The sequence below is a fragment of the Mesobacillus sp. genome (assembly GCF_047739415.1).
Lineage (GTDB): Bacteria > Bacillota > Bacilli > Bacillales > Cytobacillaceae > Mesobacillus.
In genome coordinates this window covers 1-22,019 of record NZ_JBIQOE010000271.1, presented here as the reverse complement: position 1 = coordinate 22,019, position 22,019 = coordinate 1, and the positions used below count along the sequence as shown (strand labels likewise).

Here is a 22,019-nt window from a genome sequence, read left to right as displayed (position 1 = left end):
TAATCTGGTTTCCCTTTGCTTTTGCTAAAATATCAACATTCTAATTTAACAGAGCCTTTCGTAAAATTGTGTTTCAGCAAACTCGCATAAACATTAAATTTTTTAAAAATTTTTTTGAACGATTCTTTACTTCATGCGTCTTATTAATAAATAATCAATTAAGAGATAATTTTTCGGGGTGGCGGGGAAAGAGAGGCATGCTTTGATGGATGAGATAGAGTTAATCAATAGCGCTAAAAAGGGCGACCACCGTTCGTTTGCTCTGCTGTTTAGGAATCATTATCCCCTGCTGGTAAAATACCTGATGAAAATTACGATGAATCCTGATATAGCAGAGGAAATAGCACAAGCAACGATGGCTAAATGTGTAGAGAAAATACATTTATTCAATGGGAAATCAAAATTCTCATCATGGCTGATCAGCATAGCCACAAATATGTATATTGATCAGCACCGGAAGAAAAAGCGCGAGCGGGAATGGAACGAAGGAGAAGCAGCGTCACGCAAACTGCAGTGGCAAATGGAATCGAAGAATGAGGAATGGACAGATGCTCTCGCCGCATTATCCAGGCTGACAGATGAAATGCGTATTCCTCTTATCCTTAAGCACTATTATGGGTATTCCTACGATGAGATCGGTGAAATACTGAATATCGCCGCTGGAACTGCAAAGTCTAGAGTCCACCATGGACTTTTAGCTGTTAGAAGGGAGCTGAAAGTAGATGAAAAACCAAAAGGGAATCTCGTCAAGCGATGAACAAATGGATAAGGAAATTTTTGACACCATCAGCGCCATCAATAATGGACTGGACAAACTGGATTCCATGGACAACTTTGTCCCGGATGATAAATGGTTCGAGGAAATGGTTCTGCATCAGCAGCGGGTTCAAAAGAAGAAATACCGCCGCGAATTAGCGTGGTTCATTTTGAGTGCTATGCTGATTTTAAGCGGGGTGATCTTCACTATGCTGGAGCTCCCGATGCTCTTCTTTATGCTGCAGGCTGCAACGCTCGCGATTACAGCAATCTATAGTTTTAAAGGAGTGCAAAAGCAGGTGGACAGCCGATGAACGAAGAACTGTCACCTGTTTTGCTGGCCGTGGTTGTTTTGATTCTATTGGTGCAGAGCATTTTTCTTTTTACAAATGCCCGGAAGCATGGCCATAATTATTGGCTTTGGGGAATCCTAGGTTTGATTCAGGCACCCATGCCGCTGCTATTTTATCTGCTGTTTGTACGAAAAATATGGCGCAGCAAGTCAGCTGAAAAGTAAAATGATGAAAAATATCGAAAAGTTAGAATTGACATTGTGACTGTTAGGGTGATAACCTTACAAAGGAATGGAAAATATAACTAAAAGGAGGGTTACGGATATGAACATTGTAAAAAACGCAAGATACGCTCAACTAAATACACGTAACCCATCCTTTTACCATAACTGATTTTTAATCAAGTTGCTCTGTGACTGAAAAGGTATGGGTTGCGCATCTGCGTGACGTATGCCTTTTTCTGTCTTTATCGATTGATTCAAGACATATCGCATGCCGCGGTATGTCTTTTTTCATGTTCAGAGAATCCATTCCAAATTAATCTAGGAGGAATCAAAATGGTCAGACCAAAAGTGGAGAAACTGGTTAAAAAGGAATATCTAGAAAGCGGCTAGTCAGATTTGTTAGAAAGATAGGTTGAATTTTATTCCTGGAAATGTCCGGCTACAGCGCCTAGCCCCTCGGGTCGCATGTCTAGTTTCGCCTCGTAGAAACTCCGAAACTTCAACTCCGCCGGCAGAAGCAAAAAGCGCTTCTTTGTCGGAGTCTCCAGTTTCTGCGTTTCTGGACAGTCGGCTATACATTTCGTTTTCGGTCCTGCCAATGAAGTCAAAGAACAACTTCACTGTCAGGCCCTCCAGCGCTAGTCGGGGCTGACCAAGCTGCTTGGGCTTTTCGGGTAAGGAGAGTGATTATTCATGTTATCAGTTTTATCAAAGTTAAGCTGGTTTTTTAAAGAAAACTGGAAGAGATACAGTGTGGCGATCTCATTACTGATTTTTGTCGGCATTCTTGATGTACTGCCGCCGAAAATCGTTGGAATGGCAATCGATGCAATCCAGATTGGTTCCATGAACCAGGAGTTAATTCTAAAGTATATTGGCGGCCTCGTGCTGATTACGGTGGTCTCTTATTTCATCACTTACATTTGGATGTATCAATTATTCGGCGGGGCATTCCTGATTGAACGGAAACTCAGGACCCGCTTCATGAAGCATTTGCTGAAAATGACACCGACATTCTTTGAAAGGAACCGTACAGGTGACTTAATGGCAAGGGCGACGAATGATTTAAAAGCAATATCGATCACGGCTGGTTTCGGAGTACTGACACTTGTCGATTCGAGCATCTTCATGCTGACGATCTTGTTCACGATGGGATTTTTCATTAGCTGGGAGCTGACACTTGTATCGATCATTCCGCTGCCAATCATGGCATATCTAGTTAACGTATATGGCAAAAAGATTCATTCTAAATTCACTTCCGCTCAGGATGCATTCGGCGAGCTGAATGACAGGGTGCTTGAATCTGTTTCTGGAGTACGAGTCATCCGTGCTTATGTACAGGAGAAATCAGATGAATCCAGGTTTCATGATTTGACTGAAGATGTCTACCGTAAAAATGTCGAAGTCGCTAAAATCGATTCTTTGTTTGAACCAACGATTAAAATTCTTGTTGGTATGAGCTATTTAATCGGTCTAGGATATGGAGCATTTCTTGTTTTCCAGCAAAAGCTGACGCTGGGGGAGCTTGTCAGCTTTAATGTTTACCTGGGAATGCTGATCTGGCCAATGTTTGCAATCGGTGAACTGATCAATGTTATGCAGCGAGGCAATGCTTCTCTTGACCGCCTGAATGAGACATTATCATACAAAGAGGATGTTGCCGATCCAGTGAAACCAGTGGAGGGCAATGATCCGGAGTATTTACAGATGTCTGAATTCACATTCAAATATCCTTCATCCAATGTAAACAACCTTGATAATATCAAGCTGCACCTGAATCGCGGCGAAACACTCGGGATTGTCGGGAAGACGGGAAGCGGCAAGACAACGCTGATTAAACAGCTGTTGAGGGAATATCCTGAAGGCAGAGGCAACCTGCTTGTATCAGGAGTGCCGATCCAGGAGCACAGCCTGAGGCAGACTCGGGGCTGGATGGGGTATGTTCCGCAGGAAAACATCCTTTTCTCCCGTTCAGTTAAGGAAAATATTCTGTTTGGAAACCCAATGGCTTCTGAAAAAGATTTTCAGGATATCATCGATTTGGCTGCTTTCCGCAAAGACCTGGAGATGCTGCCGGAAGGTCTGGAGACACTTGTCGGTGAAAAAGGGGTCGCATTGTCTGGCGGCCAGAAGCAGCGTATTTCGATTGCACGTGCTTTGATCAAGGATCCGGAAATCCTTATTCTCGATGATTCGCTTTCAGCAGTCGATGCAAAAACAGAGAAAAAAATCATTGATAACATCCGCAGAGAGCGGAATGCAAAAACAACCATCATAACAACTCACAGAATGTCTGCGGTTGAGCATGCCGACCATATCGTCGTGCTGGAGGATGGAAAAATAATTGAGGAAGGCACGCACGATCAATTGGTAGATGCTCAAGGTTGGTATTACGAGCAATATATCAAGCAGCAGGCTGCAACAGTCGAAGAGGAGGTGCACTCCGTATGAGTACAGGAAAAAGACTGTTTAGATATGCGTTAAATTATAAGAAAATAATCCTGATTGCCCTGGCGATGCTGACTGTCGCTGTTGTCGCAGACCTGGCAGGACCATTCATTGCCAAGCGGATGATTGATAATCACATTTTAGGAATTGAGTCGGTTTGGCACAAAACTGAGGCCGGCGAAGGTGCCGTTGAATACAATGGCAGTTTTTACTCAAAGGAAAGCGGCACGGGCAGCACAGATTCTGCACGGATTTTACAGGTCGGCAGGAATTTTGTATTTGTGGATTCTGAGGTTGAATTCGACGGAAACCGGAGCTACGAGGATGGGCTTCTAACAATCAGCAAAGGGTCAAAGGCTGCGCAATATGAAGCAGAACTTCTATCCGGCGATGATTTGATGAGTTTTTATAAACCAGAAATCCCGAATATTATTAAGCTTCTTTCCTTTTATTTCGGCTTGCTGGTCATTGCGTCCATCTTCCAATATGGGCAGAGATTTTATTTGCAAAAGTCAGCGAACCGGATTATCCAGAAGCTCCGGGAGGATGTCTTCAGACAGATTCAGCGGCTTCCGATCCAGTATTTTGACAATCTTCCTGCAGGGAAGGTCGTTGCGAGGATCACGAATGATACAGAGGCGATTCGTGAATTATATGTCACTGTCCTGTCAACGTTCTTCACAAGTTTCATCTATATTACTGGCATCTATATTGCCTTGTTCATCCTGAATGCGAATCTTGCAGCAATTTGTTTACTGCTATTGCCAATCCTTTATGTCTGGGCAAAGCTGTACAGGAAGTACGCATCAAAATACAACCATGTCATCCGCTCACGCGTAAGTGATATCAATGGCATGATCAATGAATCTATCCAGGGCATGAGCATCATCCAGGCATTCAGCAGGGAAAAAGAAACACAGCAGGAATTTGAGACGTTGAATAAGGATCATTTCAATTATCAAAATAAATTGTTGAGTTTGAATTCCTCAACATCCCATAATCTTGTGGGGGTGTTAAGAAATATCGTCTTCGTGGCGTTCATTTGGTATTTTGGCGGTGAGGCACTTCAGCCATCTTCCGCCATATCACTCGGTATGCTTTACGCGTTCGTCGATTATATTAACCGTCTGTTCAATCCTGTCCAGGGAATCGTCAACCAGCTTGCTAACCTTGAGCAGGCTCTTGTTGCCGGAGAGCGGGTGTTCAATCTTATGGATGAAGAAGGAATCGACGTAAGCGAGAAGGAGATTCCACGCTACAAAGGAAATGTACTTTTTGACCATGTATCCTTCGGTTATAAAGAAGATGAATATGTGCTTAAGGATCTTTGCTTTGAAGCAAAACAGGGTGAAACAGTCGCACTCGTTGGCCATACAGGATCAGGCAAAAGTTCGATCATGAACCTGCTGTTCAGGTTCTATGATCCGCAGGAAGGTAAAATTCTGATTGACGGCATGGATATCACCGAAATGCCGAGACAGACGTTGCGTAAGCATATGGGGATCGTCCTCCAGGATCCGTTCCTATTTACCGGCACTATAGCCTCCAACGTCAGCCTTGATCATCCTGACATCACACGGGATAGTGTTGAGAAAGCGCTGGCCAGCGTTGGGGCAGACACCGTTCTGAAAAATCTTGAAAAAGGTTACGATGAGCCGGTGATTGAAAAGGGCAGCACGCTATCAAGCGGGCAGCGACAGTTAGTTTCTTTTGCCAGAGCCCTGGCCTTCGATCCGGCCATTCTGATTCTTGATGAAGCAACATCGAGTATTGATACCGAGACTGAAGCGATTATCCAGGAAGCTATGGATGTCCTTAAGGAAGGCAGGACGACCTTCATCATTGCCCACAGATTGTCAACCATTCGCAATGCTGACCAGATCCTTGTACTTGACCGCGGTCGGATTGTTGAAAAAGGTAACCATGATCAGCTGATGGAGCTTAAAGGTAAATATTTTCAAATGTACCAGCTGCAGCTTGGCAACAAAGTTAAGGCAGGATAAGGGAATCCGCACCCAAATTGATGGGTGCGGATTTATTTATATGTTTGATTTTCCAATTTATGGACGAAGGTGCAATTAACAGCAATGAAGGTGCAATTATCACCTCTCACGGCGCAATTATCGGCAATGATGGTGCAATTATCATTTTTCACGGTGCAATTATTGTCCTTTTTTGTGTAATCATCAACTTTTCAAGTGCATTTCCGGATTTTTGCTTCATTTAACGAAGAATTTATTAAAAGACTAGACTCTGTGTAAAATCCTTACATTTGAAAACGTAAACACCACTAGGAACAGAAGAGTCCTACGAGAAACGTCACTTTGAATCCGGATTTTGTCACAGAATGTTACGAAACCCTCCCGTAGCCGCTAGGCTTACTGTGGTAATTTAATAATAAACACATGAAAATTCAGGAGGTTGTCAAGATGGCGGAGTTCACAGTAACCTTAAGCATCGCAAGCATCATGATCCTGGGCTATTATATAGGCTATGCAATTTATAAGGCATAACCTGGAGCGAAAATAGACATAATGAAAAGCGGAAGCAGCATTCATGACTGCTTCCGCTTTTTTGGTTGTTAAGAAACTTATAGGGTTATTAGAGTGTTAATAATTACATGTAGTATTCATAATCCAGCTCCAGCGCCTAGCCCCTCGAGTCGCTTCGGTCCGCACAATGAAGTCAAAGAACAACTTCACCGGTCGGCCCTCCAGCGCATGTCGGGGCTGACCAAGGTGCTTGCGCTTTTTCTACAGTGTCATGCACTTTTCTGTAAATTCTTCTTAAAAACAGTTATCCTATAGGCGGTAATGTTTTAAATCTTTTGATAAGTTAATAATTAGATTGAGGAGGGATCGTGTTGTCAGAATATCGGGTTGAAAGAGATACAATAGGTGAAATCAATGTGCCATCAGATAAATACTGGGGTGCGCAAACACAGCGCAGCAAACAGAATTTCAAGATAGGTACAGAAAGACTGCCAATTGACGTGATTTATGCATTTGCAGAAGTCAAGAAAGCTGCAGCTAGTGTGAATGCCGCTTCAGGAAAGCTGGCAGAAGCAAAAGCGAAGGCAATCGAGACAGCCTGCGATGAAATCCTATCCGGGAAATTCGATACACATTTTCCGTTAGTCGTATGGCAGACGGGAAGCGGAACTCAATCCAATATGAACGTGAATGAAGTGATCGCTAGAAGGGCAAGTGAACTGCTTGCAGATCAAGGGTCAGTTGAAAGAGTCCACCCGAACGATGATGTGAACATGTCACAGAGCTCGAACGATACATTCCCGACAGCGATGCATATTGCTGCGGTCAAAAAAGTAACAGGTGAAGTATTGCCTGCGCTTGAGCTCTTTAAAGAAACATTGAAGAAAAAGGAACAAGAATTCAATGATATCATCAAAATTGGCAGGACCCATCTCCAGGATGCAACTCCATTGACATTGGGCCAGGAAATCAGCGGCTGGAGAGCCATGCTCGAAAAAAATGAACAAATGATTAAGGATGGATTGAAATACGTCCGAGATTTAGCGATTGGCGGGACGGCTGTAGGTACAGGCATAAATGCCGCGAAGGACTTTGGTGACCAGGTTGCGAAGCAGCTTGTGGAACAAACGGGCGAGGCCTTCCATTCCGCACCAAACAAATTCCATGCTCTGACCTCACATGATGAAATCGTGTTCCTTCATGGAGCATTAAAAGGGCTAGCAGCAGACCTGATGAAAATTGCCAATGATGTTCGCTGGCTTGCCAGCGGCCCAAGAAGCGGGATAGGTGAACTTTCGATACCGGCAAATGAACCTGGCAGTTCAATCATGCCTGGTAAGGTTAATCCAACCCAAAGCGAAGCACTGACAATGGTGGCGACACAGGTGTTTGGAAATGATGCAACCATCGGTTTTGCCGCCAGCCAGGGTAATTTCGAGCTGAATGTTTTTAAGCCAGTTATCATTTATAACTTCTTGCAGAGTGCAAGGCTGTTGGCGGACGGAATGAGATCGTTCAATGATAACTGTGCAGAAGGTATTGAGGCGAATCTTGATGTAATTGCTGGCCATGTTGAGCGATCATTAATGCTTGTTACTGCTTTGAATCCTCACATTGGTTATGAAAAAGCAGCAGAAATCGCCAAGCTCGCTTTCAAGGAAAATACAACCTTGAAAGAAGCGGCGATTAAAACAGGCTATCTAATATCAGAGCAATATGACGAGTGGGTTAAGCCTGAAAAGATGATTTAATTTAGCCGTAATAGATGAATGGAAGTCATACAAATTTAAGGTCCAGTAAAGCAGTTGCTTGAAAGGTCCTGGAAGAAAAATTAAAAGGCCCCCTTTAAAGGGGGCCTAAGCCATTCTATTTAATTATTTGTTAATTACAATTAGCGTGCAGAACCGCCAAGTTGTTGCTCAGCCATTTGTACAAGGCGCTTAGTGATCTCTCCACCAACAGAACCGTTAGCACGAGAAGTAGTTTCGCCACCAAGCTGTACGCCAAATTCTGTTGCGATTTCGTACTTCATTTGATCAAGAGCTTGTTGAACACCAGGAACTAATAATTGATTAGAGTTGTTGCTACTAGCCATTAATATTTCCTCCTTTGTGTTTTTCAGAGTTGTATTTGGGTTAGTATTGGAATCGAACCAATCATGACTTTTGCCATGCCTCCTGGTTTAACCCGCGATAGGGATTTTGGCTGGGCTAGCCGGAATTGCACCGGCGCGCGTTATAGCTGCCTTCTAAGGCTTAACCCAATGTTTTGTTGCGCTTGTTGTTGCTGCGTTGTTTTCTGTTGCTGTTTTATTAATAACTAGTATGTTTTGTTTTGAAAAGTTTATGCGCCAATGAATAAAGGTAATTAATTCCAAAAGTATACTTCTACATAACCAATACTAATCAACGCAAACTATCATTAGCAGTAAAGCAGAAAGGATTGATGAGAATGGGTATGTGCCCGCTTTGCAATGGCTTCAAAACCATCACTCCGTCCTGTCCAAACTGCAGCGGCAGCATGGAGAACAATGGACGAGAAGCAGACTTTTACGATGATTACAGTCCTTATATGCCAATCGATCAAATGAAGCTGGAAGATGGGTATCCAACTGATTTCTCAAAAGGGGAATGCCCGCATATGTTTAAATGTACAAATTGCGGATCAAGCCAGGTTTATTTAATTAAAGAATGAGGGGCTATTGAACCAGTGAGGAACTGAAAAAAGCAACCGCAGGCAGCGGTTGCTTTTTTTATCGTCTGAAATTAAGGACGGATTCTACTTTCTGTTTCAGCATCAAAGAAGTGAACCTTATTCATATCGAATGCCAATTCAATTACCTGGCCTGGTGCTACATCTGTACGTGAATCAACACGTGCTACAAAGTCCTGGCCTTCGAATTGAGAGTAGATCATTGTTTCAGCACCAGTTAGTTCAGATACTTCAACATTTGCTTTGATAGTTGCTCCTTGGGAAGCATCGATGAATACAGGCTCATCATGAAGATCTTCTGGTCTAACGCCCAGGATGATTTCCTTGCCAACATATCCTTGAGAGCGAAGAACTTTCATTTTGCCTTCTGGAACTGCAATTGAAGAGTTATTGACTGTGAATTTACCTTCTTCAAGCTTACCAGTAAAGAAGTTCATGGAAGGTGAACCGATAAATCCGCCAACAAAGACGTTTTCAGGATTTTCGTAAACTTCTTTAGGAGCTCCAACCTGCTGAATGATACCATCCTTCATGACTACAAGGCGAGTTGCCATTGTCATCGCTTCAGTCTGGTCATGCGTTACATAAATAGTGGTTGTATCCAGGCGGCGGTGAAGCTTTGCGATTTCTGCACGCATCTGTACACGAAGCTTCGCGTCAAGGTTTGATAATGGTTCGTCCATTAAGAAGACCTTTGCGTCACGGACAATCGCACGGCCCAATGCAACACGCTGGCGCTGTCCACCAGAAAGTGCCTTTGGCTTACGGTCTAAGTATGGCTCAAGACCAAGGATTTTGGCAGCTTCTTGAACGCGACGATCAATTTCATCCTTAGCGAATTTACGAAGTTTCAATCCGAATGCCATGTTATCGTAAACAGTCATATGTGGATATAGTGCATAGTTCTGGAAAACCATTGCGATGTCGCGGTCTTTTGGAGGTACATCGTTAACGCGCTTTCCATCGATATAGAAATCGCCTTTAGAAATCTCTTCAAGTCCTGCAATCATACGAAGTGTAGTAGATTTACCGCAGCCAGATGGGCCAACGAATACGATGAATTCTTTGTCCTGGATATGAAGGTTGAAGTCTTCTACAGCTGTTACTTTATTGTCGTAAATTTTATAAATATTGTCTAATTTTAATTCGGCCATTTTTTTAAAGCCTCCCTGAATGTTTGTCTACAAAAACAGTTTAGCGGATATGGCCTGAATTAATCATCGGCAGGGTGCACAAAAATTATGTAAGCCCTTTTATGCAATTTGTTTATTGGTAAAGGATCAGCGCATTTCTTCATAAATACTGGCAAGGTAAACAACGACGGCTGCATCAAAATCCTTTAAGCTGACGCCGGTCTTCTCCATGAACTTGTCCAATCTGTATTGAAGAGTATTGCGATGGACATAAAGCTTTTTGGCCGAAAGAGAGGCGTTAGAATTGCTTTCCAGAAATACTTTTATCGTCGCCATTAACTCTTTATCCTCTCCAAATGCCTCTAGGATGGTAGTTTCAAGAATTTCCTTAAGGTAATCTGGCAAATGTGTCGCTAACAGCATTGGGAAAGCTTTTTCGAAGGTGTATACAGCATCACGGGTGGTATGTGTGGTCAATTCCTCGAATACCTGCTTTTCTCTTTTGAAAAAGTCAGGGAGCTGCATAGAAACCTTCTTGAATTTGCCGATATAAAAGGAGGTCCTTACATAGAAGTCACTCTCGAGTGTTGAGGCAATGGAAAAAAGATCCTCAGCGTTTTCAGGCACTTCCTTTTTTTCTTCAATAATGATTCCGTACGAATCCTTTACCCAGAGGGTGGTATGGTCAGGGAAGAACCCTTTTAAAGCTTCCTGGATTTCCTCTGATTCGATATTGTTTGATTGCAACTTGAATTGGATGAAACGGAATTCATCGGTCGCTGTGGCTGGCAGTGCACCATCATGGAAAAGAAATTGATTCCAGGAATGCGCTGCCCCTGTTAGATGTGTATTATTTTCCGGCTCGACAAATTCCAACAAGTTTTTCATTAGTTCAAGCTGGCTTTCAGAAATTTTATTTTTAGGAATACCAATCCACAAAGGCCTTCCATCTTCCTCTTTAAACCAATAGTAATCAGGTGATAGGGAGGATGGGACATATTCATGCGTGACAGAATCAGGGAAATAAGATAATATTTTATTAATCATATAAGTATCCTCAGATTTAATTTGATAAAAGCTGACATATCTTTTATTATAACAGGTGTAGTTTTTAAATGTTAATTCACGCAAAGAGTTATAACTGGTAGAAAAAAGGAAAAAATGTTGGTATAATAGATACAATACGGGGTACCGTAAGAGAGAGGTGTAGGAAATGGAATACACAACAGAAATGAAAAATCGTTTGAAGCGATTAGAAGGCCAGGTACGTGGAGTCATTCGCATGATGGAAGAAGAAAATCACTGCAAGGATGTTGTTACCCAATTATCAGCTGTCCGTTCCGCAGTAGACCGCGCGATTGGTTTCATCGTTGCTAAGAACCTTGAATCTTGCATTACTGAAGCAGCACAGGAAGGCAAAGATGCCGACGAAGCGATCAAAGAAGCAGTGAATATGATTGTAAAAAGCAGATAAGACACCAGCATCCTTTTAGGATGTGGTGTCTTTTTTTATTACTTCACTCATTAGGTGGATCTTCTGGGTAAAAGTCATGGCTTTCATCGATATTGGGTGTACTGTCCAATCTATGTACAGTACCGCCGGCCATGCCTTCATTGATCATCCGGTCAACATCGACGTAAACTTCGTCCCGTCCCTCATATTGCAGGTCCTCAGCGAACTTCTTGCTCCGTTTTTGTTTCATGAAATTCTCCTTCAACGTTTTTAAGCTTAGAATTCCGGAAAAGGAGAAGAAACATACATCTTATTTGTCATAAACATGGAACAGCATCAGCTCGTGAATTTGTTCTTTTAACTGCTGGATATGCTCATCAGATGGCTCTTCAGAGGTCCACTCAATACCCCCGTTTTGATGATAGATTCCCGTAAACTTCTGCTTTTTAAAATAGAATGAAAAATGCCAGCCAGGCATATCCTTATTTTCGAATAATGATTTGAACTGGAAATGAGTAATCAATCTGATTCCCCCTGTAAAAATGTCTTTTTCATTATTATATAGTATTGAAGCATTATAAGGGGAGGATGCGTAGATGATTACTTCTGAAAAACAGGTTGTAAATGACAAAGGGTGCCTGAGACAGATGTGAAAAAGCCGCCTTTAAATGCGGCTCTCAATTTACAAGTTCCAGGGTCGGTGCAGAAAACCTCTATTAAAATCCTGTTTTCCTGAAAAATAAATCGACAAGAGCTGAAATCCTTTTTTCCTCTATCTGGGGTTCGTCGAAACTCATTGGTTTTGAATTCACTTCATAAATGACATAGTGGCCTTGTTCTGTGATTCCAGCATCAAGTGAGAATTCTCCGAAATAGCCTAACTCTTCAGTAAGCAGCTGTCCGATTTCTTTTACGGCCCAGTCAAAGAATTGGTCGTGTCTGTCATTCTTGACTTTAATATAGGGGAGCATGATTCCTCCGTTCGGCAGGTGAGTGGTCAGGTCCTGCTTCCGGGATTGGCGGATGCCGATTCCGGTCACTTCATATCCATCCGTTCCGTCATGGGCATGGACGCGGAAGTCAAATCGTTTGCCATCGATGGCTGACGGCATGACTTCTTTCTGGGCAATGTACTCGTGTCTTAACAACTGTCTGGATTTGACCTTCCAGAATTCCTTTATGCCAGGATAAAGATGGCGATGTGAATGGCTATCAAATTCGATTTGCCCACTTTTTTGCCTGAGCCGAAATATCCCAATCCCTTTAGAAGATGAAGCTGGCTTCAAATAGATTCCATCATGCTTATCTAGGAAAGAGGCTAACTGAATCATTGATTTCACGGCAATGCTGTCAGGCATTAGCTTTCTTAATTGTGGATGTCTGGCAAATAGTGAATACAGCTTGTTTTTATTGATAAAGGCAGGGTTGAAAAATGGGATTCCGAGCGCGGTCAGGTAGTTCACGGCATCCTTGAAAGCTGGCTGCTGCTCTGCTTTCCGGAAGGGGACACGATTGAAAACAAGATGAGGAAGAGGTGTTTTCACAGGAACCCATTTTTGGGCATCAGGCAAAAATACGAACCCAGAGAGTGCATCTTTGACAATCGTTTCCGGAGGAAAGACGACAGTCAATCCATTCCGCTTAAGAATCTCGGACTGAATTGCCTGAAACAATGAACCATTGCCAGACAGCGACATATTTTTGCTCATTGAAGTCATGATTCCAACCAGGGGTCCAATATTTTCCTGCTTGTTTTTCAATAAAAATTGTTGGCTGCTCTCCGGAAGTGTCCCTGATGAAGCGGCAGGGACGCTGATTTTATTAAAGCCAAAGCTGAATTTTTCGCCAGCTTTGGCTTCATGCGTCCATTCTTTCGATTCAGCATTATAGCGGAGAATCATTTGAAAATATCCTCAGGTGACGTAATGGCTTTTTCTGCTAAAAAAATGCCGAAGGATAGAGACAGCTTTCTCGTGAGCAGATCGAAATTCTTTAGCTTTGGATGTTTAAAGATCGACCGTCCAGGCTTTGAGTTGGCTTCAAAGAGCCAAACTTTTCCTGATTTATCGATTCCTAAGTCAAAACCAATTTCGCCTATGATACCTTCCATGTTTTTTTCCAAAATGGAACTTAGCAGCAGGGATGCTTCAGAAAGTTTCTTCTCACAGAGCTCTCGCTCGGTTCTGTCTTCAAACAATTCATCGAGGGACTTTACGACCCCTCCGTTGTTTACATGGGTGGTCACGCTTCCCTGGCCGGCAATTTTTGCGGCGATTGCGGCTACTTGCCACTGTCCATATTCATCTTTATTTGTATGGACCCTGAAATCAATGAGTCTTTTTTCGGATCTAAGCAGGCTTATGCCCTGCTGGACAATCATCTGGGAAAGATTTCGCTTGTAAAAAACCTTTTTCATTAACTTTTCAAGGCTTTCAAATCTAGTTAACTTATTAATACCCTCATTGTCGCGGTAACGGCAGTAATAATAGCCATTGTGCTTATCATACAAAATTTGGTGGATTCCCAGGCCGAGACTTCCATTAGCCGGTTTGACATAGACGTTGCCATAGTTTGAAAGCATTCTTTCAATTACGGAAAAAGAAGAAAATTGATGTGTTTCAGGCAAGTACTCTACGGCACGTTCGTCCTGCTGCAGACGCTCAAATACATCCAGCTTGCTGAAAAAACCGGGATTATACCAGGGAATCAAGTAATCGGTCTGCATCCTCGATTTCAGGCTGCGAAGTTCAGATTTTCTTTCGGTGCGCCTGTTAGGTAGCCGGTCGTATACAACATTGGGGAAGGGCACCTTAATTTTCACCCAGTCTCCATCGACAAAGAAATAACCCTCAATCAAGCCTTGATCCCAGTCAATGTGTTCCTCGCCAAAGACGAAGGGTAGGGCACCGACAGATTTATTGACCGAAAGCAGCTTGGCAAAGAACATGGACCTCTCACCAATCGGTCTCAAAGGAAAAGGTGTGAATCCAGACGTCAGAATGCCTATCAGGGGCCCGATAAACAATGTATGCTGATCGATAAAAATATGCAATGAAGTTGATAAATCAGGCATCGAGAGCTCCTTCTGCACATCGTTACTCAGGACTATCACATTTCTTCCCTTTGGATGGGGAGCACATGTAACATCAACCACCTTGTTGCCAAACGCAACTTTATTGATTTCCTTGCTATGTGTCAGATCAGCAGGTACAAAGACTAGTTGCTTGGAGTGTGATATGACTTCAATAGGATATTTTTTTCTCATAAGTGCTGTTCCTCTCTTTCTGGCAGATTTTCCGAAAGGGCTCTGGCATATTCAAGCGGTGCATTATATAGCACCTCTTTCAAGTCCGGATTTGTGGAAGCGATGACTTTTCTGCCGGGCTTTGAATTTGTATCAAGCACCCATAGGGCATGGTCCTTTGACACACCAATGTCTACGCCCAACTCGAAAAGCCGAGGAAAAGCTGCTTCTAGGATACCGGGCAGCTTTGAGAGAATTTCCTCCAATTCATGTAAAATGAATCTTCTTGAACGGATATTCATTGAATTTGTATACTCTTCAAATGGAATGATTTCTCCGCCGGCACGTAAGTTTGAAAGGATTCCATCCTTGCTGCCGCGGCGGATTCCCTTGCCGCGCACGGTCCACTTTTTCTCATGATCCTTTTGCAGCAGCACTCTTATGTCAAAAGGGGAATTTTGCGTATCGGACAGTTCCAGGTAAGGCTGCATCATATACTCCTTTTTACTGAATAGGCTGTCGAGCCAATCCTCTGTCTCAGTGGTGGAATGGAAAGTTTTTGTGGATAGCCTGCCGCCAGGGTCAGCGGAGATTTCAAACTCTCCTCCTGATTTTTCAATTTTGTAAATCCCTGCACCGCCAGAACCAAAAATCGGTTTCAAGACTGCCTTTTCCATCACTTCCAGCTGGGCAACAACATCTTTTCCGCTGCCGGCAAGAATCGTTTTCGGGATGTATGGAGACAGGGAAGATTTCGACAGAACTTCGTATATGAACCATTTATTTGGCAAGCCGTTTCCAAGGAACGTAATATCGGCTTTTTTCTTGAGCCATTTCACAATCGCCATCGCCTGCTTCGATGAAGGATCGTTTGTGTAAAAACAACGATCATAAATAATCATGGGGAGAGGAAATTCGGACTTAACCCAGCAGCCTTTCTTGTGGTCGAATTTTTCTCCGGATACCAATTGTGTTACTGGATGGATTTTAACCGGTGAGAACCGAAAGCAGGTGAACATGTCTGGATTTGCTCTCCTGGCAATCTCAGTAAAATATGTTAGTTCACTTTTTAAGGAAAGTGACATCATTCCGAATGAAATCATTTGCATTACTCCTTTTGTGCAGGGATAAGAAAGTATAATTTTCAATTAGAGAATTGTGCAACTCCAGCTCCTTTCTTATTTATAGCTGGTTTATAGCTGGCAAAGTCCATAGCAATGGTCGATGATGGCTTTTGTCGAGGGCCTGATTTTCGTTCCGCGCTCTTCAAAGTTCTTGGAAGGCTTGGAGTTGGCTTCGATTAGCCACAAGTTACCTTTAATATCAATCCCAATATCAATCCCTAGCTCGGCTGTGAGTCCTTCAGCATTTCTGCTGATGACTTCTGCAATCTCCAAAGCAAGCTCTTTCATGAGCGCCAACTGATGCCTCGCTTGTTCCTTTCCGAAAATCAATGCAAGAGTATGCCCGGGTTTCATGACCTCTCCTCCGCGGGCTATATTAGATACGAAAAAGTGTTCTGCGGAAACTCTGGCGACAATGGAAGTAACCTTCCAGAATTGCTGGGCGTTTTTATGACAGAGGACCCTGAAGTCCATCCTTCTGCCATTTAACTCTGATAGCTGTACACCCTGCTGAATGATGCATAGCCGTTTTCCAACTATCGGATTGATGGCACGGGCCAGTTCTGATACATGTTTGAAGCCCGTAAGATCCTTGGCCGGCATAGAGGATAACGATGCGTTGATTATCCCGTCATCTTTGGCGACCTGAATAATATTGCGTCCCTGGCTGCCATGAACAGGTTTGATGTATAGCTCATCATGCTTTTCGAGCATGGTTTCGAGCTGACTCTCGGAATATAGGTGTGTTTCAGGTATGAACGAATGCAAATGTTCTTCTTTCAATAAAGATTCATGGATTTCCCACTTTGAAAGAAATCGGTGATTAAATATCTTTATTCCCAGAGCATCCAATTTATTTAAAAATCCCTTAAATCCTTTGCTGATTTCGGTCCTTCGGGATGACACCCGGTTGTAGATGACAGCGGGAAAGGGAAAGAACCCCAGTTTCCAGTTGTCTTCCTTGTCATCGTATGAATAGCCTTCGACTCCTTCATCAGAAAAGCCTTTCAGTGAAAATACGTAAAAACTTCCGCCTAGTTCAGAAACTCCCTGGTGAAGCTCTTCGCAGAAGGAGTGGACTTTGCCAAAGTCAGGTCCGTTATCTTCCTTTATTTCAGTCAGCAAAGCGATGACGGGATTGCTGGGTAAGCTTTTCGATTTTGCTGGCGTCATAGCTTCTCCTCATTTTCTTTTAGGGTGAATAAGAAAACTCGCTACTGTAAAATAGGCAAACACACATATTGCATCCTATGAATAGTAGTTGTTATTGGTGATTTTTCATCATAGGAGCTGGATTGCGCCTAACCCGAACTTTTGGCATTCAGCAACATAGTTTGTTATAGTGGAGTGGAGCGTTTAACGTAGAAGGAGTGATTTGAATGGCAGTAAATCTTTACGATTCAGCCTACGAATTGGAAAAAGCAATCAGGAACAGTTCGGAATACACAGAATTAAAAAAACTTTATGATGCTGTAAACAGCGATGAATCAGCGAAAAGAATGTTTGAAAGCTTCCGCAATATCCAGCTGCAGCTTCAGGAAAAACAAATGACTGGGCAGGAAATTACCCAGGAAGAAGTAGAGCAGGCGCAAAAGACAGTCGCACTTGTCCAGCAGCATGAGTTAATCTCAAAGCTGATGGAAGCAGAGCAAAGAATGAGCATGGTTATTGGCGAACTTAATCAGGTCATCATGAAGCCTCTTGAAGAGCTTTACGGAAATCCGAATCAGCAGCAATAATAGAATGACAAAACTCCCGCCGATGTGCGGGAGTTTTTATATTCCTTCTGTTCCGTTTTTTATTGTGTATAAGACAAGTCAACGATGAGGACAAATCAAAATCCTGCCCATGTTCTATTCTCTCGGTTTCTATCATACAAGTTAAATAAGGACAAAAACACCGAAGAAATGGGGGCATAATTATGATTTACCGTCTTCTTGCGCTTAACGTGGATGGAACGATTCTACAATCAAATGGAAGGCTCCATAAATCCACAAGGGATGCGATTGAGTACGTCCAGCGAAAAGGAGTTTACGTGACTCTAGTAACTTCAAGAAGCTTTCCATCTGCCAAAAAAGTGGCTAAAGCGCTGAAAATAAATTCAATGCTGGTGACTCACCTTGGATCCTATATTTCTGATGACCTTCGCAGTGACCCAGTTTTTGAAAAACGGATTCCAGAGGATGTAACCTTCCAGCTTGTCAGGTTCCTGGAAAGCTTCCCATGCCAAATCAGGCTTGTACATGAAAAGTTTTCACTGGCAAACAAGTATAAATTAAACCATAACCTGCTGGCGAAAACCGTGTTCACATCAGGAGATCCGATTTTTTATTCACAGCAATTCACGGATTCTATCAGTGAAACCCTGGTCAATGAGCCAGTCTCTCCTCCTAAAATCGAAGTCTATTTCGAGTATGAAGAAGATTTGAAGGATGCGCAGCAGGCGGTAAATGGGATGTTCTCAGAAGTGTCCCTGTCAAAGCTGAATGATTACAGGCTGGATATCATGCCTGAGGGTGTCTCAAAACTAAATGGTCTGATCCAATTAGGTGAGCACCTTGGCATACAGTTGAAAGAAATGGTCGCAATTGGCGATGGCTATGATGACATTGAAATGATCGAAGCCTGCGGACTTGGCGTTGCCATGGGGAATGCTTCGGTAGAAGTTAAAAAGGCTTCGGATTGGGTCACCCGATCGAACAACCAGCATGGTGTCAGCTATATGGTCAAGGAACATTTCCGCAAACAGCAGCCAATTGAATTCCTTCGCAAGATGAATATTATAAAAATGTAGAATAGAAGCATGCCTGGAATGAATTCGGGCATGCTTTTGCTGTGTTTGGGAATATATTAGGGAATTAGACTGTAGGTCAGTCCGTTTCAGGAATACGGAATATATAAGATTTTTAAAGGTGGCTCTGTTAAAGACCAATGTGATTTTTACACCCTGTTGATTGTAGTGGAAGGCGCGAAGACTCCTCCGAAAATGCTAACGCATTTCCCTCGTGCGTGGGCTAATTCGGGAAGCTAATCAATGTCCTGAGGGATCAACTGGCCAGCTGAGACCCCGCAGGAGCTTGCGACGAGGCTCAGCGCCAGCCCCGAGGAAGAATTGCTTATGAAAAAGACGGCAAGTGGTCATTTTCATATTCTTCCCGCGGAAAGCGAAGCGCCTGGAACGAAAATCAACCGTCGAATTAAACAGAGCCTGATAAATTGGAAGTCTATGATACTCAGTCGGACTATAGCAGAAAACTGGTAGCTTTTGCACTGTCTTGACCTGTGAATCATACTTCTATTACACTTATTGAAGCATGTTTAATTGAAAAAGGTGAATTTGATGAGAATTAATATAAACGGTATACACGATGAAAGATTACAGCGTCCCTTAGGGTTGATTGCTAATTTGTTCTTTGAAGAATCAGAAGTCGTATTAGGCGAAACGGAACATAATGCCGATGCAGCCATTGACTTCGATGTTCAAGTCACCGATGGGGAGATGTTTGTGAAAGCAACCCTTGTCGCAGCGGACGGGGAAGTTTTTAGAGCGGAGGCCGAAAAAGAAATTCCAGCTGGCTTGAGTGAAAAGGAAGAATTCAAATTGCTCAAAACAGTCATTTCAAGGGCTTATTTAAAAGTTCTTCAGGACTGGACAGGCATTATCCAGAAGTGGGGAATTCTTACCGGAGTCCGTCCTACTAAGCTTTTGCATAAAAAGCTCCGTGAAGGAATGAAACAGGATGATGCCCACAAAGAGCTAAAGGAACAGTATTTGATATCAGATGAAAAAATACAGCTCATGCAGCAAATCGTTGACCGCCAGCTTGCTGTCCTGCCTGACTTGTATGATCTGAAAAATGGCGTCAGCATTTATATTGGCATTCCATTTTGCCCGACGAAGTGTGCGTACTGTACCTTCCCGGCTTATGCCATCAACGGCCGACAGGGGTCAGTGGATTCTTTCCTTGGAGGGCTTCACTATGAAATTCGCAAAATCGGGGACTGGCTGAAGAAGAATGATATCAAAATTACAACGGTTTATTATGGAGGAGGAACTCCGACCTCGATTACCGCTGAAGAAATGGATATGCTGTATGAAGAAGTCCATCAATCCTTCCCGGATGTTGAGAATATCAGGGAAGTGACCGTAGAAGCCGGACGACCGGACACGATCACGCCTGGAAAACTAGATGTGCTGAAAAAGTGGAATATTGACCGGATCAGCATCAATCCGCAGTCGTACATCCAAGAAACCTTGAAGGCAATCGGCCGCCATCACACAGTGGAAGAGACGGTTGAGAAATTCCATTTGGCCCGCGAGATGGGCATGAACAACATTAATATGGATTTGATCATTGGTCTTCCTGGCGAAGGGACGAAGGAATTTGCCCATACCCTTGCAGAAACGAAAAAGCTACTGCCGGAATCTTTGACAGTCCACACTCTTTCATTTAAAAGAGCGTCAGAAATGACAAGAAATAAACAAAAATATAAAGTCGCTGGCCGCGATGAAATAGAAAAAATGATGAATATGGCTGAATCATGGACGAAGGAACATGACTACGTGCCATACTATCTGTACAGGCAGAAGAACATTCTTGGAAACCTGGAGAATGTAGGCTATGCTTTCCGACAACAGGAAAGCTTGTACAATATTATCATCATGGAAGAACAGCAAACCATCATTGGCCTTGGATGCGGCGCATCGAGCAAGTTCATTGATCCCGAAACAGGTGTCATTACGCAATTCTCGAATCCAAAGGACCCAAAGTCATATAACGACAGTTTTGAAGAATACGCTAATAAAAAGATCGAAATCCTCGATTCTTTGTTTAATAAAGCCACAATCTAATGATGAAAAGCTCCTGAAGATAAATCTCGGAGCTTTTCGCCTTTAAATAAGTTTTTTTCACAATAAAAGCTAGCAACTTCCCGCTATAACCTTCTGATTACGCAATGCTTATGAGCATTTCCGCGAAAACAGCTTTTTTTTTCCGCGAAAAAGAAAAGTGATTCTGCGAAACAAACCAGTAATTCCGCGAAGTAAAAAAATACCTTAATCCAACTCGAAAATCGTTTATTCTTTAAAAAATCTAAATAGTAAGAAAAAAGGTTTTTAAATATAACTTCTCCCTATATAATAAAAATATAAGGATAAATGGAGGGGATGAATGGTGGCGATTGAGTTTTCAACTGACACTGTAAAATTAAACATTAATGGACGTGTTGCAATTCTCGAGTTGAACAGGCCTGAATCACTGAATGCCCTTGATGTGGAAATGATTAAGGGAATCACGATGAATCTGAAGGAAATCTGCAAGTCTGATGAGGTTGATATCGTTGTAATTAAAGGAGCTGGGCGGGCCTTCTCTGCCGGCGGTGATATCAAAACGATGCTTTCCAATACAAATGAAAGCGATTTCTACCATGTGATGGATGATATTCACGATATGATCGTGACTTTGTACAGCATGCCAAAGGTAACAATCAGCGCGGTTACAGGTGCGTCGGCAGGCCTGGGATTCAGCCTTGCGCTTGCGACAGATTACATAATCGCTGAGCCTTCAAGCAAGATTGCGATGAACTTCATTGGCATTGGCTTGATCCCGGATGGCGGAGGCCACTTTTTCATGGAGGAGCGCCTTGGAGAAACGAAGGCGAAGCAACTGATCTGGCAAGGAAAGACGCTTACTGCCAATGAAGCGCTGACACTGGGACTTATTGACGAGGTGCCAACGGGAGATTTTGCAGAAGCAATTGAAGGAAAACTACAAGAATGGCTGAACAAACCGGTTCAAGCAATGATAAAAACAAAGAAAATCCTAGCCGAGAAAAACAGGCCTTCTTTATTGAAAATTCTTGAATTGGAAAAATACGGCCAATTTAAAATGCGCCAGACAGAGGACCATCAGGAGGGCATTAATGCTTTCCTGGAAAAGAGGAAGCCACAGTTCAAAGGTAAATAAACAAAAAAAGCAAAGAGGATTTGACCTCTTTGCTCAGACTGTAGACAAACTCGATGAAAATCGTGTTTGTTTACAGTCTTTTTTTGATTGGTGGTGAAATTGGGGCTGTTGATTTCCGTTCCAGGCGCTTCGCTTTCCGCGGGGCCGGCGCTGAGCCTCCTCGCCGCCGTTGGC

The 22,019-nt window shown here is 42.9% G+C and carries 23 protein-coding genes; 13 read left to right on the top strand and 10 right to left on the bottom strand.

Annotated features, from left to right (window positions below):
- Positions 1 to 205: 205 nt before the first annotated feature.
- The 3 genes from sigY to ACH0QE_RS21200 are packed head-to-tail and all read left to right on the top strand — an operon-like array spanning position 206 to position 1,273.
- The gene (sigY, locus tag ACH0QE_RS21210) at positions 206 to 757 is read left to right on the top strand and encodes an RNA polymerase sigma factor SigY (protein WP_415802467.1); all 552 of its coding nucleotides are present in this window, start codon (positions 206 to 208) and stop codon (positions 755 to 757) included.
- Positions 723 to 1,070 carry a YxlC family protein gene (locus ACH0QE_RS21205; RefSeq protein ID WP_415802466.1) on the top strand — a complete coding sequence of 116 codons (348 nt, stop codon included), beginning with the start codon at positions 723 to 725 and terminating at the stop codon, positions 1,068 to 1,070. The genes sigY and ACH0QE_RS21205 overlap by 35 nt, the downstream gene beginning before the upstream one ends.
- Positions 1,067 to 1,273, top strand: coding sequence for a sigma-Y antisigma factor component (locus tag ACH0QE_RS21200; RefSeq protein ID WP_415802465.1), 207 nt, complete (start codon positions 1,067 to 1,069; stop codon positions 1,271 to 1,273). Before ACH0QE_RS21205 ends, ACH0QE_RS21200 begins: the two co-directional genes overlap by 4 nt.
- 399 nt (positions 1,274 to 1,672) lie before the next feature.
- Here ACH0QE_RS21200 and ACH0QE_RS21195 read toward each other — a convergent pair whose 3' ends face one another.
- Entirely contained in the window at positions 1,673 to 1,894 is a 222-nt protein-coding gene (locus ACH0QE_RS21195) for a hypothetical protein (RefSeq protein WP_415802464.1), read from the bottom strand.
- Between the two features lie 72 nt (positions 1,895 to 1,966).
- On the opposite strand from ACH0QE_RS21195, the gene ACH0QE_RS21190 reads away from it, so the two are divergent.
- The 4 genes from ACH0QE_RS21190 (at position 1,967) to fumC (ending at position 7,964) form a co-directional block, all read left to right on the top strand.
- Positions 1,967 to 3,724 (top strand): ABC transporter ATP-binding protein, encoded by a 1,758-nt coding sequence (locus ACH0QE_RS21190; RefSeq protein WP_415802463.1) that lies wholly within the window; start codon positions 1,967 to 1,969, stop codon positions 3,722 to 3,724.
- Positions 3,721 to 5,724: an ABC transporter ATP-binding protein gene (locus ACH0QE_RS21185; protein WP_415802462.1), complete on the top strand. Its 2,004-nt coding sequence runs from the start codon at positions 3,721 to 3,723 to the stop codon at positions 5,722 to 5,724. The genes ACH0QE_RS21190 and ACH0QE_RS21185 overlap by 4 nt, the downstream gene beginning before the upstream one ends.
- A gap of 17 nt (positions 5,725 to 5,741) precedes the next feature.
- Positions 5,742 to 5,948, top strand: coding sequence for a hypothetical protein (locus ACH0QE_RS21180; RefSeq protein ID WP_415802461.1), 207 nt, complete (start codon positions 5,742 to 5,744; stop codon positions 5,946 to 5,948).
- Positions 5,949 to 6,584: 636 nt separating this feature from the next.
- The gene (gene fumC, locus ACH0QE_RS21175; RefSeq protein ID WP_415802460.1) at positions 6,585 to 7,964 is read left to right on the top strand and encodes a class II fumarate hydratase; all 1,380 of its coding nucleotides are present in this window, start codon (positions 6,585 to 6,587) and stop codon (positions 7,962 to 7,964) included.
- Between the two features lie 140 nt (positions 7,965 to 8,104).
- Here the strand turns inward: fumC and ACH0QE_RS21170 are convergent, their stop codons facing one another.
- Complete coding sequence (locus tag ACH0QE_RS21170; protein WP_023615428.1) at positions 8,105 to 8,308, bottom strand: alpha/beta-type small acid-soluble spore protein; 204 nt, start codon at positions 8,306 to 8,308, stop codon at positions 8,105 to 8,107.
- Between the two features lie 356 nt (positions 8,309 to 8,664).
- On the opposite strand from ACH0QE_RS21170, the gene ACH0QE_RS21165 reads away from it, so the two are divergent.
- On the top strand, positions 8,665 to 8,907 hold the full coding sequence (locus ACH0QE_RS21165; RefSeq protein ID WP_415802506.1) for a hypothetical protein: 243 nt from the start codon (positions 8,665 to 8,667) through the stop codon (positions 8,905 to 8,907).
- 71 nt (positions 8,908 to 8,978) lie between these two features.
- On the opposite strand, the gene ACH0QE_RS21160 is transcribed toward ACH0QE_RS21165, so the two are convergent.
- Together ACH0QE_RS21160 and ACH0QE_RS21155 are read right to left on the bottom strand one after the other, a co-directional pair.
- Complete coding sequence (locus tag ACH0QE_RS21160; protein WP_415802459.1) at positions 8,979 to 10,079, bottom strand: ABC transporter ATP-binding protein; 1,101 nt, start codon at positions 10,077 to 10,079, stop codon at positions 8,979 to 8,981.
- 126 nt (positions 10,080 to 10,205) lie between these two features.
- The gene (locus tag ACH0QE_RS21155) at positions 10,206 to 11,105 is read right to left on the bottom strand and encodes a PucR family transcriptional regulator (RefSeq protein WP_415802458.1); all 900 of its coding nucleotides are present in this window, start codon (positions 11,103 to 11,105) and stop codon (positions 10,206 to 10,208) included.
- A gap of 166 nt (positions 11,106 to 11,271) precedes the next feature.
- Between ACH0QE_RS21155 and ACH0QE_RS21150 the strand changes: the two genes are divergently transcribed.
- Complete coding sequence (locus tag ACH0QE_RS21150; RefSeq protein WP_041966706.1) at positions 11,272 to 11,532, top strand: metal-sensitive transcriptional regulator; 261 nt, start codon at positions 11,272 to 11,274, stop codon at positions 11,530 to 11,532.
- 43 nt (positions 11,533 to 11,575) lie between these two features.
- Here the strand turns inward: ACH0QE_RS21150 and ACH0QE_RS21145 are convergent, their stop codons facing one another.
- The 6 genes from ACH0QE_RS21145 to ACH0QE_RS21120 form a co-directional block, all read right to left on the bottom strand.
- The gene (locus tag ACH0QE_RS21145; RefSeq protein WP_415802456.1) at positions 11,576 to 11,761 is read right to left on the bottom strand and encodes a hypothetical protein; all 186 of its coding nucleotides are present in this window, start codon (positions 11,759 to 11,761) and stop codon (positions 11,576 to 11,578) included.
- Between the two features lie 60 nt (positions 11,762 to 11,821).
- Positions 11,822 to 12,034, bottom strand: coding sequence for a YheE family protein (locus ACH0QE_RS21140; RefSeq protein WP_415802455.1), 213 nt, complete (start codon positions 12,032 to 12,034; stop codon positions 11,822 to 11,824).
- Positions 12,035 to 12,227: 193 nt separating this feature from the next.
- Positions 12,228 to 13,412 (bottom strand): YheC/YheD family protein, encoded by a 1,185-nt coding sequence (locus ACH0QE_RS21135; RefSeq protein ID WP_415802454.1) that lies wholly within the window; start codon positions 13,410 to 13,412, stop codon positions 12,228 to 12,230.
- Positions 13,409 to 14,776 (bottom strand): YheC/YheD family protein, encoded by a 1,368-nt coding sequence (locus ACH0QE_RS21130; RefSeq protein ID WP_415802453.1) that lies wholly within the window; start codon positions 14,774 to 14,776, stop codon positions 13,409 to 13,411. Before ACH0QE_RS21130 ends, ACH0QE_RS21135 begins: the two co-directional genes overlap by 4 nt.
- Positions 14,773 to 15,858: a YheC/YheD family protein gene (locus ACH0QE_RS21125; RefSeq protein WP_415802452.1), complete on the bottom strand. Its 1,086-nt coding sequence runs from the start codon at positions 15,856 to 15,858 to the stop codon at positions 14,773 to 14,775. Before ACH0QE_RS21125 ends, ACH0QE_RS21130 begins: the two co-directional genes overlap by 4 nt.
- A 90-nt stretch (positions 15,859 to 15,948) precedes the next feature.
- A complete protein-coding gene (locus ACH0QE_RS21120; protein ID WP_415802451.1) occupies positions 15,949 to 17,052 on the bottom strand; it encodes a YheC/YheD family protein in 1,104 nt (367 codons plus the stop codon).
- A 206-nt stretch (positions 17,053 to 17,258) separates the two neighbouring features.
- Here ACH0QE_RS21120 and ACH0QE_RS21115 point away from each other — a divergent pair, with 206 nt between their 5' ends.
- The 4 genes from ACH0QE_RS21115 to ACH0QE_RS21100 all read left to right on the top strand — a co-directional run bounded on the left by ACH0QE_RS21115 (position 17,259) and on the right by ACH0QE_RS21100 (position 21,845).
- Positions 17,259 to 17,618, top strand: a complete 360-nt coding sequence (locus ACH0QE_RS21115) for a YlbF family regulator (protein WP_415802450.1) — start codon at positions 17,259 to 17,261, stop codon at positions 17,616 to 17,618.
- Positions 17,619 to 17,800: 182 nt separating this feature from the next.
- A complete protein-coding gene (locus ACH0QE_RS21110) occupies positions 17,801 to 18,673 on the top strand; it encodes a Cof-type HAD-IIB family hydrolase (protein WP_415802449.1) in 873 nt (290 codons plus the stop codon).
- A 546-nt stretch (positions 18,674 to 19,219) separates the two neighbouring features.
- Complete coding sequence (locus ACH0QE_RS21105) at positions 19,220 to 20,731, top strand: coproporphyrinogen III oxidase (protein WP_415802448.1); 1,512 nt, start codon at positions 19,220 to 19,222, stop codon at positions 20,729 to 20,731.
- Between the two features lie 319 nt (positions 20,732 to 21,050).
- Positions 21,051 to 21,845: an enoyl-CoA hydratase gene (locus ACH0QE_RS21100; RefSeq protein ID WP_415802447.1), complete on the top strand. Its 795-nt coding sequence runs from the start codon at positions 21,051 to 21,053 to the stop codon at positions 21,843 to 21,845.
- Positions 21,846 to 22,019 lie beyond the last annotated feature (174 nt).

What these genes read in the sequence shown, in the direction of transcription:
- ACH0QE_RS21110 (WP_415802449.1), top strand. Translation starts at nt 17,801, where the DNA reads ATGATTTACCGTCTTCTTGCGCTTAACGTGGATGGAACGATTCTACAA.
- ACH0QE_RS21120 (WP_415802451.1), bottom strand. Translation starts at nt 17,052, where the DNA reads ATGACGCCAGCAAAATCGAAAAGCTTACCCAGCAATCCCGTCATCGCT.
- ACH0QE_RS21170 (WP_023615428.1), bottom strand. Translation starts at nt 8,308, where the DNA reads ATGGCTAGTAGCAACAACTCTAATCAATTATTAGTTCCTGGTGTTCAA.
- ACH0QE_RS21100 (WP_415802447.1), top strand. Translation starts at nt 21,051, where the DNA reads ATGGTGGCGATTGAGTTTTCAACTGACACTGTAAAATTAAACATTAAT.
- sigY (WP_415802467.1), top strand. Translation starts at nt 206, where the DNA reads ATGGATGAGATAGAGTTAATCAATAGCGCTAAAAAGGGCGACCACCGT.
- ACH0QE_RS21160 (WP_415802459.1), bottom strand. Translation starts at nt 10,079, where the DNA reads ATGGCCGAATTAAAATTAGACAATATTTATAAAATTTACGACAATAAA.
- ACH0QE_RS21185 (WP_415802462.1), top strand. Translation starts at nt 3,721, where the DNA reads ATGAGTACAGGAAAAAGACTGTTTAGATATGCGTTAAATTATAAGAAA.
- ACH0QE_RS21150 (WP_041966706.1), top strand. Translation starts at nt 11,272, where the DNA reads ATGGAATACACAACAGAAATGAAAAATCGTTTGAAGCGATTAGAAGGC.
- ACH0QE_RS21135 (WP_415802454.1), bottom strand. Translation starts at nt 13,412, where the DNA reads ATGATTCTCCGCTATAATGCTGAATCGAAAGAATGGACGCATGAAGCC.
- ACH0QE_RS21130 (WP_415802453.1), bottom strand. Translation starts at nt 14,776, where the DNA reads ATGAGAAAAAAATATCCTATTGAAGTCATATCACACTCCAAGCAACTA.
- ACH0QE_RS21205 (WP_415802466.1), top strand. Translation starts at nt 723, where the DNA reads ATGAAAAACCAAAAGGGAATCTCGTCAAGCGATGAACAAATGGATAAG.
- ACH0QE_RS21105 (WP_415802448.1), top strand. Translation starts at nt 19,220, where the DNA reads ATGAGAATTAATATAAACGGTATACACGATGAAAGATTACAGCGTCCC.
- ACH0QE_RS21165 (WP_415802506.1), top strand. Translation starts at nt 8,665, where the DNA reads ATGGGTATGTGCCCGCTTTGCAATGGCTTCAAAACCATCACTCCGTCC.
- ACH0QE_RS21155 (WP_415802458.1), bottom strand. Translation starts at nt 11,105, where the DNA reads ATGATTAATAAAATATTATCTTATTTCCCTGATTCTGTCACGCATGAA.
- ACH0QE_RS21200 (WP_415802465.1), top strand. Translation starts at nt 1,067, where the DNA reads ATGAACGAAGAACTGTCACCTGTTTTGCTGGCCGTGGTTGTTTTGATT.
- ACH0QE_RS21190 (WP_415802463.1), top strand. Translation starts at nt 1,967, where the DNA reads ATGTTATCAGTTTTATCAAAGTTAAGCTGGTTTTTTAAAGAAAACTGG.
- ACH0QE_RS21125 (WP_415802452.1), bottom strand. Translation starts at nt 15,858, where the DNA reads ATGATTTCATTCGGAATGATGTCACTTTCCTTAAAAAGTGAACTAACA.
- ACH0QE_RS21115 (WP_415802450.1), top strand. Translation starts at nt 17,259, where the DNA reads ATGGCAGTAAATCTTTACGATTCAGCCTACGAATTGGAAAAAGCAATC.
- ACH0QE_RS21145 (WP_415802456.1), bottom strand. Translation starts at nt 11,761, where the DNA reads ATGAAACAAAAACGGAGCAAGAAGTTCGCTGAGGACCTGCAATATGAG.